This is a genomic window from Pseudochrobactrum sp. XF203 (assembly GCF_020341615.1).
GTDB lineage: Bacteria > Pseudomonadota > Alphaproteobacteria > Rhizobiales > Rhizobiaceae > Pseudochrobactrum > Pseudochrobactrum saccharolyticum.
The window spans coordinates 426,754-438,753 of record NZ_CP084393.1; the positions used below are offsets into that span (position 1 = coordinate 426,754).

9 protein-coding genes and 3 pseudogenes are annotated in these 12,000 nt (G+C 50.9%); 3 read left to right on the plus strand and 9 right to left on the minus strand.

Annotation, left to right across the window (positions count from 1 at the left end; translation table 11 throughout):
* The first annotated feature begins 36 nt into the window (after positions 1–36).
* The 3 pseudogenes from LDL70_RS17835 to LDL70_RS17845 all read left to right on the plus strand — a co-directional run.
* A pseudogene (locus LDL70_RS17835) lies at positions 37–722 on the plus strand (IS6 family transposase).
* A gap of 518 nt (positions 723–1,240) precedes the next feature.
* Positions 1,241–1,480, plus strand: a pseudogene (locus tag LDL70_RS17840) (ISL3 family transposase); the annotation flags it as partial.
* Position 1,481: 1 nt separating this feature from the next.
* Positions 1,482–1,640: pseudogene (locus LDL70_RS17845) on the plus strand (Cu(I)-responsive transcriptional regulator); the annotation flags it as partial.
* Positions 1,641–1,877: 237 nt separating this feature from the next.
* On the opposite strand, the gene LDL70_RS17850 reads toward LDL70_RS17845, so the two are convergent.
* The 9 genes from LDL70_RS17850 to LDL70_RS17890 all read right to left on the minus strand — a co-directional run bounded on the left by LDL70_RS17850 (position 1,878) and on the right by LDL70_RS17890 (position 11,999).
* Positions 1,878–2,930 carry an ABC transporter ATP-binding protein gene (locus tag LDL70_RS17850; RefSeq protein WP_225688820.1) on the minus strand — a complete coding sequence of 351 codons (1,053 nt, stop codon included), beginning with the start codon at positions 2,928–2,930 and terminating at the stop codon, positions 1,878–1,880.
* Between the two features lie 38 nt (positions 2,931–2,968).
* Positions 2,969–4,165: an ADP-ribosylglycohydrolase family protein gene (locus tag LDL70_RS17855; protein ID WP_225688822.1), complete on the minus strand. Its 1,197-nt coding sequence runs from the start codon at positions 4,163–4,165 to the stop codon at positions 2,969–2,971.
* On the minus strand, positions 4,162–5,583 hold the full coding sequence (locus LDL70_RS17860) for an extracellular solute-binding protein (protein ID WP_225688833.1): 1,422 nt from the start codon (positions 5,581–5,583) through the stop codon (positions 4,162–4,164). Before LDL70_RS17860 ends, LDL70_RS17855 begins: the two co-directional genes overlap by 4 nt.
* A 31-nt stretch (positions 5,584–5,614) precedes the next feature.
* Positions 5,615–6,517 carry a carbohydrate ABC transporter permease gene (locus LDL70_RS17865; protein ID WP_225688835.1) on the minus strand — a complete coding sequence of 301 codons (903 nt, stop codon included), beginning with the start codon at positions 6,515–6,517 and terminating at the stop codon, positions 5,615–5,617.
* Entirely contained in the window at positions 6,517–7,413 is an 897-nt protein-coding gene (locus tag LDL70_RS17870) for a sugar ABC transporter permease (RefSeq protein ID WP_213906443.1), read from the minus strand. Before LDL70_RS17870 ends, LDL70_RS17865 begins: the two co-directional genes overlap by 1 nt.
* Before the next feature lie 62 nt (positions 7,414–7,475).
* Positions 7,476–8,528 (minus strand): LacI family DNA-binding transcriptional regulator, encoded by a 1,053-nt coding sequence (locus tag LDL70_RS17875; RefSeq protein WP_225688838.1) that lies wholly within the window; start codon positions 8,526–8,528, stop codon positions 7,476–7,478.
* 161 nt (positions 8,529–8,689) lie between these two features.
* The gene (gene pyk / locus LDL70_RS17880) at positions 8,690–10,105 is read right to left on the minus strand and encodes a pyruvate kinase (RefSeq protein ID WP_225688840.1); all 1,416 of its coding nucleotides are present in this window, start codon (positions 10,103–10,105) and stop codon (positions 8,690–8,692) included.
* A gap of 52 nt (positions 10,106–10,157) precedes the next feature.
* Positions 10,158–10,814 carry a histidine phosphatase family protein gene (locus LDL70_RS17885; protein WP_225688842.1) on the minus strand — a complete coding sequence of 219 codons (657 nt, stop codon included), beginning with the start codon at positions 10,812–10,814 and terminating at the stop codon, positions 10,158–10,160.
* A gap of 84 nt (positions 10,815–10,898) precedes the next feature.
* Positions 10,899–11,999, minus strand: coding sequence for an ABC transporter ATP-binding protein (locus tag LDL70_RS17890; protein WP_225688844.1), 1,101 nt, complete (start codon positions 11,997–11,999; stop codon positions 10,899–10,901).
* Between the last annotated feature and the right edge of the window lies 1 nt (position 12,000).

Sequence of the window (12,000 nt, forward strand, 5' to 3'; positions counted from 1 at the left end):
CTCTTTGGTGTGCATAATTGAACGCGGTAACTGGGTATGGCGATCGATTTCAAAGGGTCTCATTTAACCGAGAGTGTCAACCTATACGCCGTTTTCTTTTACGTTCGCTATCCGGCTTCCTATCAAGACCTTGGGGAGATTATGGCCGAACGTGGTGTGAACGTTGACCATGCAACATTGAACTGTTGATTGTCCGTTACGCGCCACAGACTGCAGATCACGCACAGAAGCGTAAATGTCGAACGCTTGTCTCATAGCGTGTTGATGAGGCCTATTCGAAGGTCAAAGGACGATGGACTTATATGTTCCAAGCCGTAGATCGTGACGGACAAGCGCTTGATTTCATGCTCACCGAACGCCGAAATCTCGGTGCTGCACGCCGTTTCCTCAAGAGCGCAATCGTTAGCAAAGGTGTTCCAGACAAAATAGTCATTGATAAAAGCGGTGCCAATATGGCCGGAGCACAAGATGTAAACACAATCTTGAAAATCACAGGTCACAACCAAATGATTGCAATCCTGCAGGTAAAATATCTCAACAACATCCTTGAGCTAGATCATCGGTTTATTAAGAGGATTACTAAACAGATGTTGGGCTTCAAGGCATTTCATACAGCCTCAGCGACAATCGCGAGCATCGAAGTAGCACATATGATCGGCAAGAAGCGGTTCGAAAATGACAATCGCTGGCCATTTGAAGTCTTTGTGGAGCTTGCAGTATAATTGCGTCAGAAGATCAGACCGCTTTTAACCTGATGTAAAATTTGCGACACAACCACTGCTCAGCTTGTCCGTCACGATGACGCGTGACTGACCGAATTACCTGACCCATTTTGAGGAGGAACGCTTAGCAGCTTCAGGGCTACACAAGATTATCAAGAATATCGGCGTCTCCACCAATTGTCCGTCAGAGCTTCTTTCCATCGATCGTGATTAACGCAAACCTATGATAGGTCCAGACCGCATAGGTAACAATCTCACGTGGAAAACGAAAGCCCTTAAACTAGGGGAATCTGCTCGATAATTTCGTCGCGAGTTGATAACTGAAATGCAGAGATCAAACAACTTGGCAATGCCACGGCAATTAAATGCTCTGCCGCTTATCTTTATAGTTTAGTTCCATAATATATATTATCTAATTAGCATCTGTAGCCGCAAAGTTAAAATGTCCTGTTTCTGCAAAATAGAAATGTCACACTCTTCACATTTGAGGATGCGGGAGTTTGCAGATGGGATGGATTTTAATGAGCGAGTGCAGTCGCCGGACTGCCCGACTGGATACTATTGTGCATCATCTTGGATTAGCTTTGGGAGGACGTCCCGCTGCAGCCTTTGCCAAACGCCTGATGATACCCGTGAGCAACGACACGCCCATCCACACCGTGAGAAGAAGATCAGCGGTTAGACATGAAAAAATCAATGTGGACGGCGTGGATGATTGGGCATTCCGGCGCAATTACCGCTACGGTACCATCGTCTGCGCTGCAGGATATGTCCAACACACTGACAATGCTGGTCAATGCCTGTCAGGGGGATCACCGGCCGCATTGCCCGATCCTGAAACGCCTTGAAACCGATCCGGAAGATGAAGATCTGTCTATCTATCCGCGCCGCGGTGCTGTGGATCGCCGGTTACAATGAAACAAACACCGCCAATCCTGTCGGCCTCACACGGGTACAGGCTGAGACAAGTTGTGTCGGGCTGTGTTTAAATCGCCGTTCCATCGCCGCGGACAATTGCCATCTGTACGGGCAGTGGTCGATTTTTTAGCTGAGCGAATGGTGCAGAGCATGGCGCTTCGCTAGCCGCTCTACACAAGTGCCCTACTTCAAATAAGACTTCGCTTTACTCGGAAACAGATTGCCTTCCATCGGGATTTAATAACGCAGACGCTCACCGGATACGCTGTCAAAAAGCAGAACTTTTGCAGCATCAAGAGCCAGCCTGACTGTCATACCAGTCGTAAACTGCCGGTCGCCTTTGGCAATCACATGGATGTCCTGTACACCGACTTTAACCACCAGTTCCTGACTATCGCCGGTTGGCTCAACCAATGTCACCAGCCCCTCAATACCTTCATCAGCAATCTCAATATGCTGCGGGCGGATGCCATACATCATGCTAGTTTGTGATTTTAACGGAGAGACAAGCGGCAAAACAATACCGTCCTCCGTGACAGCATGATCACCCCTCGCCTCTGTTTTCAGCAAGTTGATTTCCGGAGAACCGATAAAACCCGCAACAAATATATTTGCCGGATCATTATACAGTTCCAGCGGCGGCCCATATTGTTCGATCTTCCCGCCATTCAGGACGACGATTTTATCAGCCATAGTCATCGCTTCCGTCTGGTCATGGGTGACATAGACAGTTGTTTTACCAAGGCGCTGATGCAGTTTTTTAATCTCACTGCGCATTTTTACACGCAATTTTGCGTCCAGATTGGACAACGGCTCATCAAACAGAAACGCTCTTGGCGCACGCACAATGGCACGTCCCATCGCCACACGCTGACGCTGACCACCGGAGAGCTCGCGCGGAAAACGGTCCAGCAATTTCTCAAGGCCGAGTATTTCTGCCGCTTCCTGCACACGTTTGCGGATTTCTTCTTTCGGTGTACCACTCAGCTTCAGAGAAAAGCTCATATTTTCCGCAACTTTCATATGCGGATAAAGCGCATAACTCTGAAAAACCATCGCAATATCACGCTCTTTCGCGCGCATATCATTGACGACCTTACCCCCGATGCGGATTTCACCGGAGGTAATATCTTCCAGTCCGGCAATCATGCGCAAAAGCGTTGATTTTCCGCAGCCGGACGGACCAACCAGAACCACAAATTCCCCATCACCCATATCGAGCGAAATGTCTGCAAGCACAGAGGTTTTTCCATAGCTCTTACCTACATTTCTCAGTTCGATTTCAGACATTTATGGCTCCGGTATATGTTATTGATCGTAAAATAGCGTCAGGCAGCAGCGTGAGCGGCATTGTTTGTGAGATGATCCCACATCGATGCTCTGCGCTGTTCGGACTGCCTGTCTGCTTTTTGTATTTCCATTACGGTTTGATAAAATGCATCAGCCGCCTTGTTCAGCTCAAGCTTATTGGCTGAATCCAGCAACGCCGCATCCGTATCGTCAATGACAGACGCACCATGCATAGCGCCGAGAATGGCACCGGCCATGACGCCGATGGAATCCGTGTCGCGTCCGGAGTTAATGCCGTCATGAATGGTCTTGTAGAAGTCACCGTCATTGACCACTGCAAAACCTAAGGCCAGCGGCAGTTCCTCAATCGCATTGAGGCGGGACGGACGATAGGCTTCACTGGCCACACCGGTTTTCTTCACAGAATGCGTGACATCATCACCCATCGGTGAATATTTTCCGATAATCGTCTGAAAAACTTCGGTGACTTTATCCGCGTCCTGCCCTTTGAGGCTCTTTGCAGCGGCTACAATTTCAAGAATAGCCTGTTTTGTACCATCTTTTGCTAATGCAACGGCCTCATTGACCACTTCATCAATGGTAATGTGCGGAATAAAAGCCGCTGCAATCGCTGCCGCCAACACACCTGCGGCTTCCAGACCATAGCTCTGCTGATGGCCGGAAGCGAAAGCAATCGCCTCATCATAGGCCGCTTTCGGATTGCAGGCATTCATCACCCCAACCGGCGCAATATACATCGCCGCACCGCAATTCACCATATTGCCGATGCCACCTTCACGCGGATCGCAATTGGACAACTGATGACGCTGGAAAATCCATTTTTCCGGATAGAACAGGCGCTCAATCAGCATGGCCTCACGCTGCAATTCAGGAACCCAGCGCGGTGTCCATGCAATTTCACGCACCATACCGTCCGCCATATCCCAGGCATCAATATGACGGCGCACGTCATTATAAATATTCATCAGACACAGGGTCATCAGCGTATCATCAGTCACGATACCACTGCCCCGAACACGCCAGTTACGGGCTATGCCGCTCTCCGACATGCGATGCCATTCTGTATTCAGATTGGTAACACGGCCGTAACGCTGGCGAATTTGCTCGGCTGAAAGTTTTTCAACCGGTGCCCCGATGGCGTCACCATAAGCGACGCCATAAAGAACTGCCCGAATTCGTCCTTGCAGAGACAAAGGAGCAAATGTGTCCATCATTTTAATACAGTCCTCGCATATTCAGTCAGCCGGTCACCGCCGGCAGTCTTCCACTCAGAAACAAACTGATCCCACTGATCGAAACCCGCTTGTCCGGAGATAAATTTATAAGCCCATGCCTTGTAGACATTCTGCGCCGCATCCAGATCAGGCGCATATTCATTCGGCCAGATAAATGCATTATCAGGCTTGTAGCTTTGGGTGATATTGGTCAGAAACTGCGCGGCAGCAGGGCTTCTCACGCCTTCCGGTAGTTTCCAGTTTGCGGCCGCGATAAAGCGCACATACCAGGTTGCCATTTTGTCTGTTGGCTTGATGGCCTCGCCGTCACGGGTATATTGCTCACCTTCAAAACCAAGGCGTTCCAATGCCTGACCTTCAGGGCTGGCCACAAAATCAAGAAATTTAACAACTTCTTCTTTGTGCTTCGAGAGAGCTGAAATTGCGAAACCACGTGTTTCCTTGGAAACATCAACAGCGGCCAGACCTTCGCCACCGGTACCTGCAGGCGGTGCCAACAGAACCAGTTCCGGATTAGCATCAGGATTCGCCTGTTTCATCTTACCGCGATAAACATCCACATTCTCAGCCGATGCCGAGAACACCATACCGACGCGTCCGGAATAGAACTTGTCTTCCTTGGTATCCCATTTGGTAGTGATATATTCCGGGTCCAGCAGTCCTTGCTCACGCAGCGATGCATAGAAAGTCAGCTTGGCTTTTTCCTGCTCAGAAATCTGTGAGGCAATCCAGTTGCCCTCTTTGTCTTTCAGCCAGGATGAGCTGACGCCGAATGCCTGATTAAAAATCGTATCGGCTTCATCCATGCTGCCCGGCACAGTCAGCGCATAGGATTTATCACTGCCTGCACCACCAAAATTGCCGCTCTTAATCGCCTTGAACAAAGCAACATAGTCATCAACCGTTTTCGGTGCAGCCAGTCCGGTTTTGCTCAGCCAGTCCTCACGCATAACCGGCTGCGAAATCCGCGGCGGGAATGCATAAAGCAGATACGGATAATTCTGCAGGCGAGCGGTATTGTGCGGGTAAAGCGCATCTTTCAGATAGGTTGTTTTCGGCAGCCAGTCGTTCCAGTTTTCAAGAACACCCTGCTCGGCCATTACCGTGTCACCGCCCTGAAAATAAATCAGATCGGGAATGTCGCCGGACAACATCATCGCGCCGAGCTTATCAGCATAGCCGGAAGCCGGAAGATTGACGATCTCAATCTTCAGATCTATCCCTTTTGCCTTCAGCGCCGCTTCATATTTCTCAATGAGCTTCACGTCATCCGGATTGGTGTTGAGCAGATCCTTCGCCACTACGCGTATAGTGACCGGCTCGGCCAGTGCCGGCAATGCTGCAGCAGACAGCAGTGCAACCACACTGACAGACAGAATAAGATTATTTTTCAGCATGTGTCCTTCCCCTTTATATGTGCCGGAATAATCAGCCCTTGAGCGCGCCGCTCATCGTGCCTTTAGTGAAAAATTTCAGGATTAACGGATAAATCGCCAGGATCGGTACAATCGTGAGCAGGATCATGCCTGCGCTCAGCGCCCTGATATTGATCTGGCTTGCGCCTGTGTAATTGACGGAATTTTCCAGCCCGACCATGGCAATCTTGTCGCCCTCGACCACAAACTGACGCAGCACAACCTGCAGCGGCCATTTGGACTGGTCATTGAGGTAGATCATCGGGCGGAAGAAATCGTTCCAATGGAAAACGAAATAGAACAGTGCAATCGTCGCCAATGCCGATTTTGATACCGGCAGCACAACATACCAAAATGTCTGAAAAACATTGGCACCGTCGAGTTCTGCGGCTTCCAGAATTTCATTCGGCACTTCTTCAAAGAAGCGGATCAGAATAATCAGATACCAGGCATTGACCAGTTTGAAGAGAATAACTGACCAGTAGCTGTCGATCAGACCCAGACGTTTATTGAGGAAGTAATCCGGTATAATGCCCGGATCAAAAACAATCGTCACCAGCACGAAGACCAGAAGAATACGGCGCCCCGGCAAGCCCGGACGCGACAAGCCCCATGCCATCAGCGCTGTAAAACACACACCGAGTGCAGTACTGGTCAGCGTGATAAAGACCGAATTGATCAGCCCCTGCTGCACTGCCGGATTGGTGATCAGCAGCTTCCAGACCTCTAGCGAAAAGCCTTCCGGAATGATTGTGAGGCCGCTCATTCTCGCGACTTCGGAAGGCGATGACAGGGAAACAGCCAGCAGATTAAGCAGCGGCTGAACCATCACCACCACAAGCAGCAGCAAGGTAGAGATAATGATTGCATATTCTGCCCGCTCCAGCGGAGAGCGACGGATTTTACTTGCTGCCATCACCAGATCCCCTTGCCTGTCAGCTTTTTCGAGATGAAATGCGCGCTCATAATCAGGATCATGCCGAGCCCTGCCTTAAACAGACCAGCTGCCGTGGCGAGCGAATATTGTCCGGTTTGCAAACCGATGCGATAAACATAAGTATCGAGAATATCGATCTGACTGCGCACAATATCATTGGTGAAGTTGATCACCTGATTGAGGTCAGCATTCAGGAACATACCGGCATTCAGAATGAACAATGTAGCAATCGTCGGAACGATGCCCGGAATGGTGACGTAGAAAATTTTCTGCCAGCGGTTAGCACCGTCAATTTCCGCAGCCTGATAAAGCTCCTGATCAATTGACATAATCGCTGCGAGATAAAGCAGGCTGTCCCAACCGGCCGAGCGCCAGATTTCAGAAAACACCAGAACCCAGCGGATTGTCCCCGTCTCAGTCATAAAAGAAACCGGCTGAAAACCGAAAAAGCCGGTAATTTCATTCACGGCACCGGTGCTCGGCGACAAAACAGCAATGAAAATACCTGCAATTACTACCCATGACAGGAAGTGCGGCAGATAAATTGCCGACTGAATGAATTTACGGGTACCGGTGCCGCGCACCTCATTGAGCAACAATGCCACAATGATCGGCACGGGAAACACAAAGACGATTTTCATTGCTGAAATGATCAGCGTATTGGCCAGCACCTGCCAGAAAATCGTGGACGAGAACAACAGTTCAAAATGCTTCAGCCCCACCCAGATATTCGGCGGAATGATGCGCAATTGTTCAAAAGCAATTTTAGCTTCCCACACCGGCATATAGTGGAAAATAAAAAAGAAAATCAGGGCTGGTGCCATCATCAGATAATAAGGCCACCACTGGCGGACGCTGCTTTTAAAGCGCTTCATTTTGGGAACGTTCCCAATTTGAGTGCTCACTGATGATGCAGAACTATGACTCATTGTCTGAATTACCCCTTTGCAGCCAGCCGCGCAGTTGCCATCTCTGACAGATCAGCGAGTGAGCCGCGCTCCAAAAGACGGCACGGCACATAAATGCGCTCATGTTCTGCTCGTCCGGCAATTTCTGCATATAAAGCAGTGACTGCCGTGGAGCCGATACGGCGACCGTCTTTTTCAATTGTCGTCAATCCGGGCCAGGAAAAAGCACCGGAAGGAATACCGTCAAAACCGAGAATTGACACATCCTGCGGGCAGGACAGCCCTGCATCACGGATTGCCAGAATACCACCAAGCGCCATCAGATCATTCGCACAAAAAACTGCCAGATGCTGACCATTCTGATGCGCTTGCAACAGCCGTTTCATAGCAGAACGACCACCTTCAACGGTATAGTCACTGTCTTCCGTGATGAGTATTGAGGGGTCAACATCCCGCTCAATGCAATGCTCATGTACCGCGCGCAGAAAACGCGCACGCGCCAATCGGGATTTAGGCCCGAGGATTAATGCCGGCTGCACATGCCCCTGCGCGAGCAGCACATCCAGCCCGAGACGAACACCCTGCACGATATCTGACCCGACACTGCTCGTATCGGGAAAGCGCTCGGCACTCGAACCGATCAGCACAAAAGGCATGCCGAAACGGTCGAGATCAGCAAGATTATCAGCGACAGGATTGATGATCGCGCCATCTACGCGTGCCTGACATAAGGCGCGAAGATGTGCCGCTTCCTTATCCGCATCCCAGTCTGAAGAAAATACCAGCAGCGAAACACCCTGCCTTGCAGCCTGATCCTGCGCACCGCGCGCCACTTCCGCCCAAAACGGATTGGTAATATCCGGAATAACCAGACCAAGCAACCCGCTGCGCCCTGAGCGCATGCCGACTGCCAGATGATTGCGCTCATAACCGGTTGCCAGTACTGCGGCCTGTACGCGCTCGGCAGCATCCTGCGATATATTGGAGGAACCAGCCAGAACACGGGCTACTGTGCTCTTGGACAAGCCAGCTTTTTTCGCAACATCGACGATCGTCGCACGACGCCCTGTATCCTTATTCAAGCTGACACTCCTCCCAAGCGACCGGCCTTTTAACCAATCTTTGTGGGAACGTTACCATTCTTGAAAAACTTTGACAAGAGCCCCTGTCAAACTACACAAGAAATCAATATATGCTGTTGATGGCAAATGCTTTCTTTATGTTAGAGAATATAAAATACCTGCTATAATTCAGCAATACGCAGCATATTCGTGCTGCCCGGTATGCCAAAAGGCACGCCTGCAGAAATGATAATACTATCTCCCTGCCCGCCGAAACCTTCCGCTTCCACAATGGCACAGGCACGTTTCACAGTTTCATCTATATCTGCGGTGTCATCCGTGGTGACACAATAAAGACCCCAGACCAGAGACAGCCGTCGCGCGGTTTGCACAACAGGCGAAAGCGCAATAATCGGCACCGGAGGGCGCTCCCGCGCGGCACGCAGACCTGTCGTACCCGACGAGGTGTAACAAACAATGGCAGCAAGCCCTAGCGTGACTGCGATCTGGTGTGCCGCCAGAGAAATTGCATCAGCACCGGTTGCCTCAGGCGAAGCGCCCTGCTTGTTAATAATGCCCGCATAAAGCGGATCAAGCTCCACATTGCGGGCGATTGACGCCATTGTTGCAACAGCCTCAACGGGATAATCACCTGAAGCGGATTCAGCAGAAAGCATGATGGCGTCTGCGCCTTCGAAAACCGCAGTTGCCACATCCGAAACTTCTGCACGCGTTGGCACCGGAGCGCTAATCATAGATTCCAGCATTTGCGTGGCAATCACCACGGGTTTGCCTGCGCGTCTGCACGCCCGTGTCAGTTGTTTTTGCAATCCGGGAACAGATTCAAGCGGCATTTCCACGCCCAAATCTCCGCGGGCCACCATCAGTGCATCCGAAAGCCTGATGATCTCGTCAATATGATCCAGAGCCTGAGGCTTCTCGATCTTGGACATCAGTCCTACGCGATCACCGGCAATCTTACGCACTTCAATCAAGTCTTCCGGTCTCTGCACGAAAGACAAAGCAACCCAGTCAATTTCGCCGGTTGCAAGTAGCGCATCAAGATCTGCCCGATCTTTGTTGGTCAAAACACCCACGGCCAATAATGTATCCGGCAGACTGACACCCTTGCGGTCAGAGATTTTTGTGCCGGCCACAACAGTGGTGATCATGCTCTCATTGTCAGCTTTTTCCACGCGCAGATGCAGTTTTCCATCATCGATCAGCAGACGGTGCCCCGCCTTCACCGCTGCAAATATCTCCGGATGCGGAAGAAAAACACGACTATTGTCACCCGGCTCATCCCTGTTGTCCAACGTAAAACTCTGCCCGACTCTCAGTTCCACGGTGCCTTGTGCAAATCTGCCAATACGCAGTTTTGGCCCCTGTAAATCAGCAAGAATGCCGATAGGACGGCCACTTTGTAATTCAACAGCGCGAATATGCCGGATTAATTGGCGCATCATGTCATGGCTGGCATGACTCATATTAATCCGGAACAGATCGGCACCTGCCGCGTGCAACTGCCGGATAATATGCTCTTCGGAAGAAGCCGGTCCGAGTGTCGCGAGTATCTTAACTTTTTTATATTGTTTCATTTGTCGGCATAATCCTGCACTACAAAGCCTGCACAATGTGATAGCGAAAGTGTCAAAGGCGCACTGTTGTTCCCGCGCCCTCGCAACCCATAGCCCGTAGAATACCAGCCGGAATTTCCAGCATGGTTTCACGGCCGGAAGAGAGCAAAAATGATGCTGTCTGCGGTTCGCTATAGGCAAGCATCACTTCAGAAGATGCTTTTGTATAAATACCGCGCAGCGCCCGCAGGCATCCGCTATGTGTTACCACAACATGTGTTGTTTGCTTTTCCAGCGTTGCCAGCCATGTCTGCATCCGTTGTTTCAGATCATTGCGGCTTTCCCCCTCCGGCATCGTATAATCCCAAGGATCAGTTTGCTGTGCCCGATATTGATCAGACAAATCCCGTTTGATTTCATCGGATGTTTGTCCCTCCCACACACCGAATGACCGCTCCATAAGAAGCGGAGCCTGCGTGAATTTCTCAAAAGGAACAGTCCAGATACCGGCAAGGATGGATGCAGTTTGCAAAGCACGGGGCAGCGGGCTGCTCCAGAATTTCAAACTTTGATGAGAGGCGATTGTATCGGCCAAACGCACACCGACAGCCTTTGCCTGCCGCACACCATTATTGGTTAAAGGCGTGTCTTTCCGGCCCTGCAATCGTCCGGCAACATTCCACTGGGTTTCACCATGGCGGATAACAATGAGATCAGGCAGTTCCTGCATTATATACTCAATTAATAGCTGGGGTAATCGGTTATGGTCGTGTTCGGGGAGCATCCGCCGGTTATCAACCGGCGGATGTCACTATCACTCTGTCAGCCAGAGTGCTGCAGAAGGCTGCAAACCAAGCACTGTTGCAGTTCCCGGTTCCAGCAATGTGTCACCGGTATAAAACGGCACATCAATCAGCACCGTCGCAGTGCCAACCTGAACACCATAGCGGATGATTGCACCGAGGAATTCACGATGCGCGATGGTGCCTTCAAGCGCAACCGCACCCTCTTCTGTATGACCGATGGTTGCATATTGCGGGCGGAATACCAGCTTAGCCCCTTGCGCAACCTTCGTACCATCTGGGACAGGAATAGAGCCCGCCCCTTCCACCACGAAGACGCGACCGTCCGGTGTATCCTCCACATGACCGTCGAGAATATTGGCAGTGCCGAGAAAGCTGGCGACAAACAGATTAGCTGGCTTTTCATACAGGCTCATCGGTGTCCCGACCTGCTGAATACGCCCTTCATTGAAGACTGCGATACGGTCACAAACCGTATTGGCCTCTTCCTGATCGTGGGTCACAAAAATGGTCGTCAGCTTCAGACGTTGCTGCAAGTCACGCAATTCACGGCGAACCTCGACACGCATTTTTGCATCCAGATTTGACAGCGGTTCATCGAGAAGCAGAACTTTAGGCTCGATGGCAATTGTGCGGGCGAGCGCCACACGTTGCTGCTGTCCGCCGGAAAGCTGGGCAGGACGACGATCCGCAAGATGGGTCAGCCCCACCAGTTCCAGTGCTGCCTTAACCCGCTTATCAACTTCTTTGCGCGGCAGTTTGCGCTCTTCCAGACCAAAAGCAACATTGCGAGCAACGGTCATATGCGGCCATAGCGCATAAGACTGGAACACCATGCCAACGTCACGTTTCCACGGCGGCATGTCGAGCACGTCCGCACCGCCAATTTCTACTTTGCCCTGTTGTGCAACATTAAATCCGGCGATCAGGCGCAGCAATGTTGTCTTGCCGCAACCGGACGGCCCCAAAAAGGCGAAGAATTCGCCGGGTTTAATATCCAGACAAATATCCTTCAGCACATGAACCGCACCATAAGACAGGTTCACATCGCGGATACTGATTGCTTTTGCCGGTGTTGTTGGCAAGGCGGCGCTGTTTGTATCTAATGTCATA